16 protein-coding genes are annotated in these 15,548 nt (G+C 73.8%); 4 read left to right on the plus strand and 12 right to left on the minus strand.

Going from position 1 to position 15,548, the window contains the following annotated elements:
• Nucleotides 1–7: 7 nt before the first annotated feature.
• On the minus strand, nucleotides 8–583 hold the full coding sequence (locus tag IF88_RS0128650; protein WP_030718698.1) for a GNAT family N-acetyltransferase: 576 nt from the start codon (nucleotides 581–583) through the stop codon (nucleotides 8–10).
• The gene (locus tag IF88_RS0128655; protein WP_030718701.1) at nucleotides 580–1,371 is read right to left on the minus strand and encodes a carbon-nitrogen family hydrolase; all 792 of its coding nucleotides are present in this window, start codon (nucleotides 1,369–1,371) and stop codon (nucleotides 580–582) included. Before IF88_RS0128655 ends, IF88_RS0128650 begins: the two co-directional genes overlap by 4 nt.
• A gap of 150 nt (nucleotides 1,372–1,521) precedes the next feature.
• Here IF88_RS0128655 and IF88_RS0128660 point away from each other — a divergent pair, with 150 nt between their 5' ends.
• The gene (locus IF88_RS0128660; protein ID WP_030718704.1) at nucleotides 1,522–2,346 is read left to right on the plus strand and encodes a maleylpyruvate isomerase family mycothiol-dependent enzyme; all 825 of its coding nucleotides are present in this window, start codon (nucleotides 1,522–1,524) and stop codon (nucleotides 2,344–2,346) included.
• Here IF88_RS0128660 and IF88_RS0128665 read toward each other — a convergent pair.
• The 3 genes from IF88_RS0128665 to IF88_RS0128675 form a co-directional block, all read right to left on the minus strand.
• Complete coding sequence (locus tag IF88_RS0128665; RefSeq protein ID WP_199808150.1) at nucleotides 2,336–3,355, minus strand: helix-turn-helix domain-containing protein; 1,020 nt, start codon at nucleotides 3,353–3,355, stop codon at nucleotides 2,336–2,338. The two genes, IF88_RS0128660 and IF88_RS0128665, sit on opposite strands and share 11 nt — an antisense overlap.
• A 47-nt stretch (nucleotides 3,356–3,402) precedes the next feature.
• The gene (locus IF88_RS0128670; protein ID WP_234323734.1) at nucleotides 3,403–4,659 is read right to left on the minus strand and encodes an MFS transporter; all 1,257 of its coding nucleotides are present in this window, start codon (nucleotides 4,657–4,659) and stop codon (nucleotides 3,403–3,405) included.
• A 131-nt stretch (nucleotides 4,660–4,790) separates the two neighbouring features.
• Complete coding sequence (locus IF88_RS0128675) at nucleotides 4,791–5,474, minus strand: GntR family transcriptional regulator (RefSeq protein WP_030718711.1); 684 nt, start codon at nucleotides 5,472–5,474, stop codon at nucleotides 4,791–4,793.
• Between the two features lie 145 nt (nucleotides 5,475–5,619).
• Here IF88_RS0128675 and IF88_RS0128680 point away from each other — a divergent pair, with 145 nt between their 5' ends.
• Entirely contained in the window at nucleotides 5,620–6,840 is a 1,221-nt protein-coding gene (locus IF88_RS0128680) for a DUF418 domain-containing protein (RefSeq protein WP_051837700.1), read from the plus strand.
• Here IF88_RS0128680 and IF88_RS0128685 read toward each other — a convergent pair.
• From IF88_RS0128685 to IF88_RS0128695, 3 genes are all read right to left on the minus strand, one after another.
• On the minus strand, nucleotides 6,779–7,135 hold the full coding sequence (locus tag IF88_RS0128685) for a protease inhibitor I42 family protein (protein ID WP_030718717.1): 357 nt from the start codon (nucleotides 7,133–7,135) through the stop codon (nucleotides 6,779–6,781). The two genes, IF88_RS0128680 and IF88_RS0128685, sit on opposite strands and share 62 nt — an antisense overlap.
• A gap of 25 nt (nucleotides 7,136–7,160) precedes the next feature.
• Nucleotides 7,161–9,083 (minus strand): C1 family peptidase, encoded by a 1,923-nt coding sequence (locus IF88_RS0128690; RefSeq protein WP_030718720.1) that lies wholly within the window; start codon nucleotides 9,081–9,083, stop codon nucleotides 7,161–7,163.
• A 164-nt stretch (nucleotides 9,084–9,247) separates the two neighbouring features.
• A complete protein-coding gene (locus IF88_RS0128695) occupies nucleotides 9,248–9,547 on the minus strand; it encodes a glutaredoxin domain-containing protein (RefSeq protein WP_234323733.1) in 300 nt (99 codons plus the stop codon).
• 102 nt (nucleotides 9,548–9,649) lie between these two features.
• Between IF88_RS0128695 and IF88_RS0128700 the strand changes: the two genes are divergently transcribed.
• Both IF88_RS0128700 and IF88_RS0128705 read left to right on the plus strand, forming a co-directional pair.
• Nucleotides 9,650–10,855: a DUF1266 domain-containing protein gene (locus tag IF88_RS0128700; RefSeq protein ID WP_030718726.1), complete on the plus strand. Its 1,206-nt coding sequence runs from the start codon at nucleotides 9,650–9,652 to the stop codon at nucleotides 10,853–10,855.
• A gap of 74 nt (nucleotides 10,856–10,929) precedes the next feature.
• Nucleotides 10,930–11,349 carry a PPOX class F420-dependent oxidoreductase gene (locus tag IF88_RS0128705; protein WP_030718728.1) on the plus strand — a complete coding sequence of 140 codons (420 nt, stop codon included), beginning with the start codon at nucleotides 10,930–10,932 and terminating at the stop codon, nucleotides 11,347–11,349.
• A gap of 15 nt (nucleotides 11,350–11,364) precedes the next feature.
• Here IF88_RS0128705 and IF88_RS0128710 read toward each other — a convergent pair whose 3' ends face one another.
• From IF88_RS0128710 to IF88_RS0128725, 4 genes are all read right to left on the minus strand, one after another.
• A complete protein-coding gene (locus tag IF88_RS0128710) occupies nucleotides 11,365–11,961 on the minus strand; it encodes a YcxB family protein (RefSeq protein WP_158754621.1) in 597 nt (198 codons plus the stop codon).
• 44 nt (nucleotides 11,962–12,005) lie between these two features.
• Nucleotides 12,006–12,770: a hypothetical protein gene (locus IF88_RS42405; RefSeq protein WP_051837703.1), complete on the minus strand. Its 765-nt coding sequence runs from the start codon at nucleotides 12,768–12,770 to the stop codon at nucleotides 12,006–12,008.
• 60 nt (nucleotides 12,771–12,830) lie between these two features.
• Complete coding sequence (locus tag IF88_RS0128720) at nucleotides 12,831–13,766, minus strand: GNAT family N-acetyltransferase (protein ID WP_030718737.1); 936 nt, start codon at nucleotides 13,764–13,766, stop codon at nucleotides 12,831–12,833.
• Between the two features lie 331 nt (nucleotides 13,767–14,097).
• On the minus strand, nucleotides 14,098–15,537 hold the full coding sequence (locus IF88_RS0128725) for a dihydrolipoamide acetyltransferase family protein (protein WP_030718739.1): 1,440 nt from the start codon (nucleotides 15,535–15,537) through the stop codon (nucleotides 14,098–14,100).
• Nucleotides 15,538–15,548 lie beyond the last annotated feature (11 nt).

Below are 15,548 nucleotides of genomic sequence, written 5' to 3' on the forward strand. Positions count from 1 at the left end.
CCGCGCGCTACGGCCCGGCCGGCGGGCCGCCGGGCAGGGGCAGCACCATCACGTCGTAGGCCGGGTGCCCGTCCCCGTACCGGGCCCGGCCGACCTTCCGGTAGCCCCAGGTGGCGTAGGCCGTCCGCGCGGGGGCCGCCTCGGGGTCGGGGCGCGCGGTCAGCGTGATCCGCTCGGCCTCCTGATCCGCGATCAGGAGCCGGTGCATGGACGCGGCGATGCCCCGCCGTCGCCAGGCCCCGCGCACGGCGAGTTCGGCCACGTTGAAGGTCCGCCGGCCGTTCTCCTCGACGAAGGCTTCGCCGAGCGGCTGCTCCAGGGCCTTCCACCACCCGGTGTCCGCGGGCAGCCGGTAGCCGTACGAGAAGCCGACGGGCTCGTCGCCGTCCCGCGCCAGGATCAGCCGGAAGCCGTCCCGCACCGCCTGCCGCCCGGCGCGCACGCGGAAATCGGCGGCGTCCCGGGGACCCTCGCGGTACGGGGGCTCCGCGTAGACCTCCTGGTAGACGCGTGCGAGCGCGTCCAGCCGTCGTACCGCCTCCTCGGACCGATCGATCCGCTCGTACGTCACGCCTGTGGTCACGCGTGGCCGCCGCGGTCCAGGCGGCGGTCCTTCAGGGCCGGGAACTGGGCGCGGGTTTCGGGGACCTTGGCCGGGTCGAGGTCCACCGTGAGGACGGCCTCGCCGGGGCCGGCCTCCGCCAGGACCTCGCCCCACGGGTCCACCACCAGGCTGTGCCCGGCCTGTTCGACGCCCGCGTGGGTGCCGGCCAGCCCGCACGCCAGGACGTACGACTGGTCCTCCACGGCGCGGGCCCGGTTGAGCAGGGTCCAGTGGGAGCGCCGGCGCGCGGGCCAGCCCGCCGCGACGACCATCGTGGTGGCGCCGGCGTCGACCAGGCCGCGGAACAGCTCCGGGAAGCGCAGGTCGTAGCAGGTGGCGATGCCGAGGGTCTGTTCGGGCAGCTCCACGGTGGTCAGGGAGTCGCCCGGCGACATGAGCACCGCCTCGCCCTGGTCGAAGCCGAAGCGGTGGATCTTCCGGTAGGTGGCGGCCAGCTCGCCCGCCGGGGAGAGGACGAGGGCGGTGTTGTAGAGGGAGCCGTCGCCGGCGCGCTCCACGACCGAGCCCGCGTGCAGCCAGACCCCGGCGTCGCGGGCGGCCTTGGACATGGCCTCGTAGGTCGGTCCGTCCAGGGGTTCGGCCTCGGTCTCGAACTGCTCGTAGGCGAAGGCGCCGACGGGCCACAGTTCGGGCAGCACGACGAGGTCGGAGCCTTCCTGCTCCCGTACGAGGTCGGCCACGCGGGCACGTCGGGAAGTCACCGACTCGCCCTCGTTCACTGCGATTTGGATCAGCGAGGCGCGCACACTACCACCGTCCTGGCGTTCAAGCCGTCAACTCGGGCCTACGATCGTCACACGAAAGCACTGCCGGGGTGCTCACCGGCAGCGTAGTTTTGGAAACTGAGTCCACTGCTTCCGAAAACGCGCCACTGAACAGCACCGCGAGGGGTCCCGTTGACCGTCCATCCCAGCCTTCAGCCCTATGCCGACGCGTGGACGCACTCCATCGAGGCGATATCCGAGCTGGTCCTCCCCCTGACGGAGGGCGAGTGGAACCGGGCGACGCCGTGCCCCGGCTGGTCGGTCCGTGACGTCGTCTCACACATCATCGGCATCGAATGCGAGCAGCTCGGGGACCCGCGGCCGATCCACACGGTGGCGCGGGACCTGCGGCACGTGGTGGACGAGTTCAGCCGGTACATGGAGGTGCAGGTCGACGTGCGGCGTCACCACACCGCGCCGGAGATGACCTCGGAGCTGGAGTACACCGTCATCCGGCGCTCGCGGCAGCTGCGCAACGAGAAGCGGGATCCGGACACGATGGTGCGGGGTCCGCTGGGTGACCAGGTGACACTGGAGCACGCGCTGCGGCTGCGCGCGTTCGACGTGTGGATCCACGAGCAGGACCTGCGGGCGGCACTGGGCGTGCCGGGGAACTGGGACGCGCCGGGTGCCTACGTGGCGCGGGACGTCCTGCTGGCCGGGCTGCCGAAGGTGGTGGCGAAGCGGGCGGGCGCGCCGGCGCACTCGGCGGTGGTCATCGACGTGCACGGCCCGCTGGAGTTCATGCGGACGGTACGGGTGGACGCCGACGGCCGCGGCACGGTCGACAAGGCGCCGTCGCTGGGTCCCGCCGTGACGCTGACGCTGGACTGGGAGACGTACGTACGGCTGGCGGCGGGGCGGGTGCGGGCGCGTTCCGTCGCGGACCGGGTGAAGGTGGAGGGCGACGCCGAGCTGGCGGAGGCCATCCTGACGCAGTTCTCCGTCACTCCGTAGGAACGCCGCCGGACGGGTCGGCGTACGGGCCGGTGTACGGGCCGGCTTGCGCCGCGGCGCGGCGGAACGCGGTGGGGCTGATCCCGTACGCCTCGCGGAAGGCACGGCTGAAGGCCGCGGCGTTGCCGAAGCACCAGCGGGCGGCGATGTCGTGGACGGGCCGGCCGGCCAGTTCCGGGCGGGCCAGGTCGGCGCGGCAGCGTTCCAGGCGGCGCCGCCGGACGGTGGCCGAGACGCTCTCCGGCGCGTCGCGGAAGAGCAGGTACAGGCGGCGTACGGAGATGCCGTGCGCGGCGGCGATCAGGCCCGGGGTGAGCTCGGGGTCCCCCAGGTGGTGCTCGATGAAGGCGTCGATCCGCTCGCGCAAGGCACGGGCGCGGGCCTTGGCGGGCAGTTCCCCGTAGGCGTCGACGCGCTGGGCGAGGACGGCGGCGGACAGTTCGACGGCGACCGTGCCGAGCCGCTGGAGCTCCTCCGGCGAGCATTCTGAGCCGTGCGCGCCGAGCGAGGAGAGGAACTGGGCCAGGATGGCCGCCATCCCGCTCTCCGCGCCGATGCGGCGGCCGAGCAGCGGGTCGATCCGGCCGGCGCGCAGGGGCAGCGCGTCCCTCGGGAGCTGGACGACCAGCGCGCCGAGCGTGCCCTGCCCGGGGCGGCAGTCGGCCTCGAAGGGGTGCGAGGTGTCCCAGAGGATCATGTCGCCGGGGGCGAGTTCCGCTTCGCCGTCGCACTGGGACATCCACATCCGGCCGCGGGTCAGCAGCGACAGCTGGTACTGCTCGGGGTCCCCGCGCCGGATGAGCGCGGGCGTGCGCCGCGACCGTACGTGCGAGTACTCGAAGGACGACACCTGTACGGCGCCCAGGTCCAGCGCGGCCGCCTCCGCCTGGAAGTCGGCAGACCGTTCACTGGCGAGGACGAGCGGCATCAGCGAGGTGGAGATGACGTCGTTGAACCAGTCGAACCGCTCCACCTCCGGGACGGTGGCGGCGGACAGCTTCGTCCACATTCCTGCGGTTCCTCCTCCTGCTGCCGCTCCCTCCCGGGACTGCGGCCCTACGGTCCCTCGCGCCCTGCGGCGTCCGGCAGGGGACACGCGCGGGACACCCGCTCCGGTTCCGCCTCCCGGGCCAGTGCGCGGCGGCGCAGCCGGAGGATCTGGGAGACGCCCAGCGCTTCGAGGACGAACACCGTCGAGAAGGCGATGCGGTAGTCGTCGCCGGTTGCGTCGAGCAGCACGCCCACGGTGAGCAGGGTGGTCATCGACGCGATGAAGCCGCCCATGTTCGTGATCCCGGAGGCGGTGCCCTGCCGCTGCGCCGGATTGGCCGGGCGGGCGAAGTCGAAGCCGATCATCGACGCCGGGCCGCAGCTGCCGAGGACCAGGCACAGGGTGATCAGCAGCCACATCGGCGCCCTGTCGCCCGGGTAGGCGAGGACGGCCGCCCAGAGGAGGGCCGTGAGGCCGACGGTGCCCAGCGCGAGCGGGATCCGCGCGGACTGGCGGCGGCCGACGGCCTGGCCGTAGACCAGTCCGAGCGCCATGTTGGAGGCGACCACCAGCGTCAGCAGTCCGCCCGCGGTGGTCCGCGACAGCCCTTGCGCCTCGACCAGGAAGGGCATGCCCCACAGCAGCAGGAACACCATCGCCGGGAACTGCGTCGTGAAGTGCACCCACAGGCCGAGGCGGGTGCCGGGTTCGGCCCAGGACTCGCGGATCTGGCGGCGTACGAAACCACCGGACCCGGCGGACCCGCGCTGTACCGGAGCCGGACCGTGCCCCTCCGGGTGGTCGCGCAGGAACAGCACCAGCGGCACCAGCACGACCACCCCGGCCACCGCGCTCCCCGCGAAGGCCGCGGTCCAGCCCACGCCGTGCAGGACGGGGGCGAGGACGAGCGTGGAGACGAGGTTGCCGGCCATGCCGACCAGCCCGGCGAGCTGCGCCATCAGCGGCGCGCGCCGGGCCGGGAACCACCGGGTGCCGAGCCGCAGTACCGAGATGAAGGTCATCGCGTCGCCGCAGCCGAGCAGGGCCCGCGCGGCGAGCGCCATGCCGTAGGAGGGGGAGAGGGCGAAGCCGAGCTGGCCGACGGTGAAGAGCACCGCGCCCAGCGTCAGCACCTTTTTGGTGCCGAGCCGGTCGACCATCAGGCCCACGGGTATCTGCATGCCCGCGTAGACCAGCAGTTGGAGGAGGGAGAAGGTGGCCAGCGCCGAGGCGTTGACGTGGAAGCGGTCGGCGGCGTCGAGGCCGGCCACACCCAGGCTGGTACGGAAGATCACCGCCACGAAGTAGACGGCGACGCCGATGGACCAGACGGCGACGGCCCGTCTGCCGCCGGGAGGGTCCTGGACCGGCTGCGGCGCGGTCGCCCGCGCGCTCCCCGGCCCGCTCCCCTGCCCGCTCCCCGGCCCGGTCCCCTGCACGGTCACCCGGGCGGTCACCGGCCCGGCCCCCGGACCAGTTCCCCGACCCGCCGGATGTGCCCGCGGACCACCGCGGCGGCCGTGTCCGCGTCCCCGGCCCGCAGCGCGTCCAGGATCTCGGCGTGCTCGGCCAGGGTGCGCTCCAGCCGGTCGGGGTGGGCGTGCAGCAGGGCCACGCCCATCCGCAGCTGCCGGTCGCGTAGCTGGTCGTAGAGCCGGCACAGGATCTGGTTCCCGGCGCTGCGCACGATCTCGGCGTGGAAGCCGCGGTCGGCGGCCGTCATCGCGGCGAGGTCGCCCCCGGCGGCGTGCCGGCGCTGTTCCTCCAGCAGGGCCGCGAGCCGGTCCAGCAGGCCGGGCGGCGCCGGTACGGCCCTGCGTACAGTGAACTCCTCGACCAGCAGCCGGGTTTCGAGCACGTCCGTGATTTCCTGCGCGGAGACCGGCAGCACCAGCGCGCCCTTCTTCGGGTACAGCTTCAGCAGTCCCTCGGTCTCCAGGCGCAGCAGCGCCTCGCGGACCGGGGTGCGGGACACCCCGACGGCCTCGGCCAGTTCGCCCTCGGTGAGGAGGGTGCCGCCTTCGTAGCGGCGGTCGAGAACTCCCTGCTTGACGTGCCGGTAGACGCGTTCGGCGGCGGTGGCCGTGGGTGTGGCGATGGCGGTGGCGGTCTGGGCGGGCGGCGCGGCGGACGGCATGCGCACAGGATAGATACATGAGGGGTGCACCGGCCGCCCCGTCCGGGATGTGGACCCGCGCCCCGCGCCGGTGCATCGAAGGATGTAGCCGGGCTTCGTCCACCCGCAGGACGTACCGGGCCCCGCGCGCCGGGACTCTGAAGTCATGGCCCACACGACCCTCGTCGCCCCCGCGGTGACCGCGACCCGGCTCCCCCTCCTCGACGTCCTGCGCGGCGCCGCCATCCTCGGCACCCTCATGACCAACGTCTGGATCTTCGCCTCCCCCGGCTCGGAGTGGAGCGTGCTCCAGGGCGGTCTGGGAGCGCCCGACCCGATCGCGGACCCCTCCGCGGCGAACCTCGCCGAGACCGTGTTCCGGTTCCTCGCCGACGGTAAGTTCCTGTCCCTGCTGACGATCCTGTTCGGGGTCGGCCTGGCCATCCAGTACGACTCCGCCGCGCGCCGCGGCGAGCCGTGGCCCGGGCGCTACCCGCGGCGGGCCGCGTTCCTCTTCCTGGAGGGCACGGTCCACTTCGTCCTCGTCTTCGCCTGGGACGTGCTGATGGGGTACGCCGTCACCGCCCTGCTGGTGGCCTGGCTGCTGGCGCGCTCCGAGAAGGTGCGGCGGGTGGCGATGTGGACCGCGGGCGGGCTGCACCTGGCCCTCGTCGGCCTCGTGACGCTCGGGGAGCTCGCCGGTCCGGCCTCGGGGCCCAAGGCCCCCGACCCCGGGGCCGTCCGGCTCTACGCCCACGGCAGCTGGTCCGACCAGATCGCCTTCCGGCTCGACCACGCCCTCGCGCTGCGCATCGAGCCCGTCTTCTCCTTCGGGCTGCTCGTCTTCCTCTTCCTCCTCGGCATCCGGCTGCACCGCGCCGGCGCCTTCGCACCGACCGCCGGCGGGCACCGGATCCGGGTCCGGATGGGCGCCTGGGGTCTCGGCGTCGGACTGCCGCTGGGCATCGCCTCCGCCCTCGGCGGATCCGACTTCTTCTTCCTGGGCCGCTACGGCACCGCCCCGCTGATCGCCGTCGGGTACATCGGCCTGATCGGCTGCGTCCTCGACCGCTTCCGGGTGCGCGGCGCCGACGCCCTCGGCTCCGTCGGCCGCACCGCCCTGTCCTGCTACGTCGGCCAGAACCTGCTGTGCGTGCTGCTCTGCTACGGCGTCGGACTGGGACTCGCCGAGCGACTGGGCGGCAGCGGACCCTGGTGGGTGATGGGCCTGTGGGCGGCGGTGAGCCTCACGCTGCTCGCCGCGTCCCGGCTCTGGCTGCGCCGCTTCGAGCGGGGCCCGCTGGAGGCCGTACAGCACCGGATCCTCAGGCGCCGCCCGTCCGCGGGGGGACGCCCGTCCGCGGGGGGACGCCCGTCCGCGGGGTGACCTCCACGTCCAGCACGAACTCGTCGTACGGGGCCTCCTGCGGGTAGGGCGGCCGGACCTGCGCGAAGCGGATCCGGGCCCGGCCGCCGCCCGGGGCCAGGCCCCGTACGACGTACGTCCGATCGACCACGGCCCCGGGGAGGCCGTCGCCGCAGGCCGACGGCCCCTCCGCCACCGCCACCACGTCCGCGTCCCCCGTGACCTGCCAGGTCCACACGTACCCGCGCGCGCCGCGTCCGGTGAGCCGCAGCTCGTACGGCTCACCGGGGCTCAGCACGACGCTCCGTACCTCCACGCCAGGTCCTCTCCGCTGCCGGATCTCAGCCGACGGGGCCGATGACCGCCCCCTCGTGCCAGCCCGCGCCTCCCCCGGACTCCGTCCGGGAGGTGCCCCCGCGCCAGTAGTGCTGGAGGCGGCGGTCGGTGCGCAGGACGACGACTTCCAGGTTGAACCCGAAGCTGCCCTGGAGCATCCCGGTGACCGAGGCGACGTCGTGCCCGAAGACCGCGCTGCGGGTCCAGGCCGAGCCTGCGGCGTTGCCGCGCCACCAGTGCTCCACGCGCCCGCCGGCGACGGCCACGCACAGCTCGTAGTTCCCGGCGGTGTCCTCGTCGGCGGCCCCGTACTGCCCCTCGATCAGGCACGGCGCGGAGACGGCGGGCGTGCCGCTGCCGAAGACCTCCCCGGCGCGCCAGGCGAAGCCGTTCGGGTCGTCGCGCCACCACAGCTGCATGCGGCCGTCCGTGCGGGCGGCGACGAGGTCGAGGTGGCGGCCGCGGGTCTGGACGAGGGCGGGCCCGAAGTGGGCGATGCCGGAGGCGAAGCGGCCGCCGTCGTTCCAGGTCCAGGGGGCGCCGTTGATGCGCCACCAGTGGTTCAGGCGGCCGTCGGCGGTCCGTACGACCACCTCGAAGTTGCCCGGCTTGCCGTAGTCGCTCTGGATGAAGGCCGGGGTCGAGCCGACGGCCGCGTCGCCCGGCCCGAAGGCGCCGCCGTCGCGCCAGACGCGCACGGACTGCTCGAAGTACCAGTGGCGCAGCCGGCCGCCGGTGGTCACGTGCAGGGACTCCATGTTGCGGTTGTAGGTGGTCCCGGTGAAGGCGGGCTGGCCGGAGGCGTCGCTCGCGAAGGTGTCCGCGCGGGCCCACGCGAAGGGGGCGTCGCCCTCGCGCCACCAGTGCTGGAGACGGCCGCCGGTGGTGGTGGCGAGGAGCTCGAAGTTGCGGTGGGCGCGGCCGTTGCCGCTCTCGTAGACGTTGCCGGTGTGCAAGCGGCGCTTGGTCCACGGGTCGATGTTGGTGCCGCGCAGGCCGCACTTGGCCCAGTGGTCGATGTCGACCTCGCCGTAGGCGATCCGGCCGTAGCCGCCCACGTGGTAGCCGGTCCCCCAGGAGTTCTTGAACAGCCAGCAGCCGGCCGCGTCGTCGTAGCCGACGATGAGCACGCAGTGGCCGCCCGCGAGCCGGTCGCTGGTCTGGTGGTAGACGCCGGAGCCGAGGCCGAAGAAGTCGTCGTACACGTCGAAGCAGGCGGTCAGCGGGCCGACCGTGTCCAGCCAGACCTTCTGCTGCTCGACGTCGCCCAGCCGCACGTAGTCGGGGATCCGGACGGTGCGCCCGGACCGGTCCCAGCTGGGCGTGTACTCGGCGCGCCAGGCGTCGCGGCGGGCGGCGGGCAGACCGGCGGGCGGGGTGCTGTACGGCCAGCAGTCCGGGTCGGCGAGCCCCCCGTTGTCCTTGATCCAGTCGAGCGCGGTCTCCGGATTGGAGCCCTGCCCGCAGGTGAAGCGCAGACCGTCGTGCACGTCCCCCTCCGAGCGCTCCGCCCACACGCAGTGCTCGATGCGGGCCATGGCCTCCACCAGGCCGGCGGCGCCGAAGGCCCAGCAGGAACCGCACGGGTTCTGGTCCTTCACCTTGGTGATCCACGGCCACCCCCAGCGGCCGCGCCAGTCCACGGCGGCGGGCCGGGCCGCGCCGGCCGTCGGCGGGCCCGCCAGGAACCCGTGGGCGGCCCGGCGCCGGGTCAGATGGGGATTCCCGCTCGCGTGCCCGAGGAGCGCCCGCAGATCGACGGCCCCCACGTCCTCGGCGGGCGTCAGGTTCGTCCCGGGCTCCAGGCCGAGCGAGGGCCTCGGCACCGGCTCCTCGTCGGCCAGGTGCTCCATGACGGACCAGCGCGCCCCCCGCGCCGCGAGCCGCGCCCGCAGCTCCCCCACCGTCTGGACAGACTCCTCCGGCATACCGGCCCCCCAGTGTGCAACCGCTCGGATGCGAGACCCGCGAGCGTCCCTCCCCCACCGGGGGGCGTCAAGGGGGTCCGCACGGTCGCGCGGTGGCACGGGGGGCGTGCCGCCCGGACGTTCCCCGGTGTCGTGTGCCGGGCGGGCCGGGGCGGGCGGGGGGTTCAGCCGTGCAGGGCCGCGCGGATCCGGCGGACGGAGGGGTTCACCATCGCCGGGTGGTCGCCGACGACCACCGTCGGGACGGTCTCGTTGCCGTCGGCGACGCTGCGGACGAAGGCCGCCGCCTCGGGGTCCCGCCAGATGTTGACCTTCCGGTACGGGATCCGGGCCAGGCGCAGCTGCGTGCGGAGCTTGATGCAGAACGTGCACCCCGGCCGCCAGTACATCGTGACGGTGTTCGCCGTGACGTCGCTCGCCTTGACGTCGTTCATCGCGCCGCCGGGTGGACGGACTTCGCGCACAGGATCCTGATCACGCCCTGAAGCCTATGCCGGAAACCGCCGATCAGGGTGAGGACCCTACGGGCCGGACCACCCGCGGAGGGGCCCGTATAAGGTCCCCGTATGGGCACCTGGATCGCGCCGAGCGTCATCGAGAGAGAGCTGTACGAGGCCAAGACCGCCGGCGACTGGGCCGCGTACTTCGACGTACTCGCCCGCGCCCAGCTCTACCTGGTCCAGCACCGCGTCCAGTCCGACGCGCACCCCGACTCCGTGTTCTTCCACGCCACCCCGGACCGCATGCTCGTCGTCCACACCGCCGGCATGCTGCCCGCCCCCACCCCCGAGACGGTCTTCGAGTCCCGGAGCCTGGGCTGGTTCTCCAAGGTCTGGGGCCCCGGGGACCCCGCCTTCCTCGCCGTGAACCCGGGGTCACCCACCGAGGCCTACCTCACCACCACCCCCGCCGACCTGGCCCGCTGGCGGGCGCACGCGGACGCCGCGCCCCAGTACGGCCTGCCCGACGGGAAGGTCCACGCCCTCTTCACCGGCGGCCCGCTGCACGGGCCCATCGCCCACGGCCTCGCCATCGGCGGCCATCTCGCCGTGACGAACGGCGAGTTCTGGAACGCGCTCGCCTACCACGGCAGCGGCTACCAGCACGAGCGCCGCCGCGTCGGGAAGAGCTGGAGCATCACCGACCGCGCCGACTGGCTCGCCACCCTGGAGCAGCTCCTGAGCGTGGACATGGTCAGCCCCGTCTGGGAGTTCGCGCTCCGCGTCCGCCGCGTCCTCGCCTCCGACTTCGCCGGGCCCGTCGACGTCGAGCACTGGCGGCACGCCGCCGAGGCCAGCCTGCGCCGCAGCGCCGAGCGCTCCGCAGAGCCGCAGCTCACCCCCGACGGGGTCACCGTCGCCCAGCCGCGCCCGACCGCCGAGGTGGAGGGCGAGATCGCCGGCGTCAGGCGCCTCATCGGCCGGATCGCCCGCTACGAGCAGCGCTTCCGCGCCGACGGGCTGCTCCCCGAGGACGGCTGGGTCCGTTCGGTGGAGGCCTGGGACCTCGGCCGGGCCTCCCAGATGGCCCGCTGGGGCATCGGCTGCCGCTACGGCACCCTCCACGAGGCCGAGAAGGCCGTACTGCGCGCCGGGGAGGCGGCCCGCCAGACGTACCGCTCGTGGGAGGAGTTCTCCGCCGGGTACGTCCTCGGCCGGTGCCTGCACTTCGACGAGGAGGAGTTCGGCACCTGGTACACGAGCGCCCTCGCCGCCCACGTAGAGCTGACCACCGACCCGGCCAGTCCGTGGCTCAACATCCCCTGGAACTGACCGCTTCCGGTAATCACCGCACGCGGCCCAAAATCGGCGGCAGACCCGCACCCGCCCCGACTAGCCTCGCGGCCATGACTGTTGAGCTGAATGAGACGGTGCGCGGGCTGCTCGACTCCCCGCACCCCGCCGTGCTGTCGACCATCAACCCCGACGGCAGCCCGCAGAGTTCGGTGATCTGGGTGACCCGCGACGGGGGCGACCTGCTGATCTCCACCGAGCAGGGTCGCCGCAAGGAGCGCAACATCGTCCGGGACGGGCGGGTCGGCCTCACCGTCTTCGACCTGGCCAACCCCTTCCTCTACGCCGAGATCCGCGGCACGGCCACCGTCACCGAGGACGTCGGCCGCGCGGTGGCCGTCCGCATCGCCGAGGAGTACCTCGGCCCGGGCGCCGGCAAGGAGTACCGCGACGCCCCGGCGGAGGCCGTCCGCGTGGTCGTCCGCATCACCCCGACCAAGGTCCTCGGCAACGCCGCACGCGCCGCGGGCTAGGACCCGTCCGGGCGGTCAGATGCGCCGCAGGTTCCGGTCGAAGAGGGCCCGCACCCGGTCCACGTCGGCCGGCTCCTGCGCGCCGCGCTTGGGCAGCACGAAGACCCCGCGGGTGTTCTTGGTCTTGACCGCGAAGAACTCGTCCGTCTCGAAGTACCAGGGGAACACCCGCCACTCGATGTCCCCGGACAGCTCCCCGCCTCCGCCCCGGCCCGTGGCCGTGCCCGTGCCCGCCCCCGTGGTCGTCAGCCGGTCCTCGCGGACGACCGTCCGACAGGCGCCGTACTCCTCCATGTCCGCGTACTGCTCCTGCGCGGTGCGCGCCAGGACCCGGGGGAGGACGACCAGCACGGCGACCACGGCACAGGCCATCACGAAGGCCGTCACGGCGGGCGAGAACCCCTTGAGCGTCGGCAGCAGCCACGAGATCCCCAGGCTGAACGCCACGAGGACGATCTGGCCCCGGATCCCCGGCCAGGTCCCGAAGGTGAACCGCCGCACGGCCTTCGTGTAGTCGCCCAGCGTCGGCTCGTAGACGAAGGTGACCTGCTCGGCCGACTGCTCGGTCGACTGCTCGGCCGGCTGCTGTCCGTGATCCCCACCCATGTTCATGGCGCGGAGCATAGCCGCAGGTCAACCGGTGGCGGCAGGCCTGTTCACGGCAGATCGGGCCGGACCTCCCACCAGGCGTCGACCGCCTCCGCCACCGGGTCGGCGTCCGGCAGGTGGGGGCGTACGGCGGTCAGCCAGGGGATCAGGCTCTTGATGCGGCGCAGGTGCCGGATGCGGTGGTGCGGGAGGTCGCGCCAGCCGCGGCCCTGCGCCGCGGCCTGCGCCGGGGTGAGGTCGATCAGGGCCAGCAGCTCCCGGCACAGCGCCACCGGGTCGCCGCCGCGGGCCGCGCCGAACTGCTGGATCAAGTAGGCGTGTACGCAGGCCAGTTCGGGAGCCCCGGCCAGTGCGGGCGTGCCCTCGGCGCGCGCGCAGCGGTGCGTGGCGGCCAGCGCGATCCGGCCCCAGCGCAGGCGGACCTCGTCCGGGAGGTGTTCGTCCCGCATGCGCACTCCGGCGAGGACGCGCAGGGTCCGCGGCTGGGGTTCGTCCCGCAGCGGCGGTCCGGTGGCCAGCCAGGCCTCCAGGTCCTCCAGCGAGTGCCCGTCGGGCGGCACCGAGGTCAGCACCTGCCCGCGGGTGAGCAGGGCGACCATGGCGCCCGTGAGGTGGACCCTCGCCGTGCGTCCGGCGTCGAAGGAGCCGACGGGCCGCCCGTACCGCTCGATGCGGCGCAGGCCCAGCCTCGACTCCCCGACGGCGTAGACCTGCCCGGCCCGGGCCACCCCGCCGACGCACCGGACCACGCACACGCCGCCCGTGACGTCGGCCTCCTCGACGGAGTACACCTGCAATTCGGCGATGGACACCCGGCCCCCTTCCCCGGGCGGGAGATTACCGCCGCCGCGGGGGCGGGCACACGGCCCGGGTCAGATCGAGGGGCTCTCCAGGACGAGGCGGATCTCGGTGACCTCGTAGCCGGCGCGGTCGAAGGCGGCGGCCATCGGGACGTTGACGGTGTCCGTGGTCGCGGTGATGCGCTGCGCGCCCTCGGCCGCGTGGAAGCGGGTGATCTCGCCCAGGATCTCGTCGATCAGGCCCTGACCGCGCTGCTCCGGTACGACGCCCAGGTAGCCCACGTTGCGGTGGTACGGGGTCGCCGACGGGATGGCCATGCCCGCGAGGGTGCCGTCCGGGAGGTGGGCGAGCCGCCACCAGGAGCGCTCGCCGGGGCAGTCGAGGTAGAACTCGATGTCCTCCCGGGCGAGTTGCTCCGCCTCCATCGACTGGAGCTCGGTCTGCGTGTGCAGGTCGAGGCTGCCGGTGGACAGCCGGACGAAGGCGTCGAGGAACTCCTCGTCGGTGCCGTCGCGGAAGGCGAGCCGCCCGGTGGGCTCCGGCGTCCCGGCGGCCGGGGTCCACTCGTAGCGCAGGCGCTCGATCTCGCGCGTCAGGCCGGTCTTGTACGCGGCCTCCCTGCGCCAGGCGATCGCCGCGGCCAGCTCCGGGTCGGCCTGCCAGCCGCGGGGCAGGGAGACGTTGTAGCCGGGCAGCAGGCCGAAGGCGGCGTGGCCGGCCTCCAGCAGCCCGGCGGCGACCGCGGCCGGGTCGGTCACGGAGGCGCTGACCTGGAGGCAGTCGAGCGCGATGGGCTGCTCGCTGTCGGAGCGGCCCCACCACAGGGCGCGGGCCAGGATCTCGCCGTCCTCGTCCTCGGCGAACCAGATCCACTCGGGGCGGATCTGGTCCTCGGCGAGCTCCTCGCGGATCTTCTCGGCGGTCAGGGCCGGGACCGGACCGTCCGCCGGGTAGCCGACGGCACGGTCGAGGTCTGCGGGGTCTGCGGTGGCAGCACGGAAGATCATCCGGCGATGATCACACACCCCGCCCACCCCGACCAGGGCTTTCCCCCGAGCCGGCCCGGGCCCGCTGCCGGTCAGAGCGACCCCTGGAGGTACACCCGGGTCCGCACGACCGCGGAGGCCGCGGCCGAGAAGGTAACGGCACGCTTCTCGCTGGTCACCGAGACCTGCTGGCGGCCGGTACCGGTGACTGCCCCCGATCCCGAGGGCTACCGGCGTCCCCCGATTCGCATACGTTACTGAGAGGCCCGCGGACGTCCGTACGGTTCCCGGGCATGCCGATGGCCGGCCTCCGTGAGGAGGCCGGCCATCGGGTGGGGCGTGGTGCGGGGTGTTACGACCAGGTGATCAGGCGGCGGGGGTGTTCCAGGACCGCCGCGATGTCGGCCAGGAAGCGGGAGCCGAGTTCGCCGTCGATGAGACGGTGGTCGAACGACAGCGCCAGGGTGGTGACCTGACGCGGCTTCACCTTGCCCTTGTGGACCCACGGCTGGAGCTTGATCGCGCCGACCGCGAGGATCGCGGACTCGCCCGGGTTCAGGATGGGCGTACCGGTGTCGACGCCGAAGACGCCGACGTTGGTGATGGTGAGGGTGCCGTTCTGCATGTCGGCCGGGGAGGTCTTGCCGTCGCGGGCCGTGGCGACCAGCTCGGACAGGGCCGTCGACAGCTCGCCGAGCGTCTTGGCGTGGGCGTCCTTGATGTTCGGGACGATCAGCCCGCGGGGGGTGGCCGCCGCGATGCCCAGGTTCACGTAGTGCTTGAGCACGATCTCCTGGGCCGCCTCGTCCCAGGACGCGTTGACGTCCGGGTTGCGGCGGACGGCCACCAGGACGGCCTTCGCGATGAGGAGCAGCGGGTTGATGCGCAGCCCCGCGAGGTCCGGGTCGTCCTTGAGCTCCTGCACCAGCTTCATCGTGCGCGTCACGTCGAGCGTGATGAACTCGGTGACGTGCGGCGCCGTGAAGGCCGAGCCGACCATGGCCTGGGCGGTGACCTTGCGGACGCCCTTGACCGGGATGCGGGTCTCGCGCGCCGACGCCGGCACCTCGGCCGCCTGGACGGCCGGAGCCGCCACGGGGGCCGCGGCCGGGGACGCGGCGGGCACGGCCTGCGGGGCGATCGCCGCGGCGGCCGCCGCGTGGACGTCCTCCCGGGTCACGACCCCGCCGTCGCCGGTGGGGACCACCGAGGCCAGGTCGATGCCGAGGTCCTTGGCGAGCTTGCGCACCGGCGGCTTGGCCAGCGGCCGCTCGCCGCTCGGCTGCGCCGGGACCGCGGGGAGCACCGGAGCCGCCGCGGGCGCCGCCGGAGCGGCCGCCGGGGCGGTGCCGTTCTGCGCGGGTGCCCCCGCGGCCGCCTTGCGCGGGCGGCGCTTGGTGGAGGCGGTGGAGACCCCGTAGCCGACCAGGACGGGCTGGCGGGCCGCGGCGGCCGGCTCCTCCGCCTCGACGGCGACGGCCGGGGCGGCGGGCGCGGCAGCGGCTGCGGCCGGGGCCGCCTCCTGCGCCGGCGCCCCGGCACCGGCGCCGGCCTCCGTCTGCACCGAGATGATGACCTGGCCGACGTCGACCGTGGTGCCCTCCTCGAAGAGGAGCGCGTGCACGACGCCGTCGAACGGGATCGGCAGTTCCACGGCGGCCTTGGCCGTCTCGACCTCGCAGACGACCTGACCGTCGGTGACGGTGTCACCCGGCTGGACGTACCACTTGAGGATCTCGGCCTCGGTGAGGCCCTCGCCCACGTCGGGCATCTTGAATTCGCGGATCGTCATGAACGTGGCTC

The sequence above is a fragment of the Streptomyces sp. NRRL F-2580 genome (assembly GCF_000720115.1).
GTDB lineage: Bacteria > Actinomycetota > Actinomycetes > Streptomycetales > Streptomycetaceae > Streptomyces.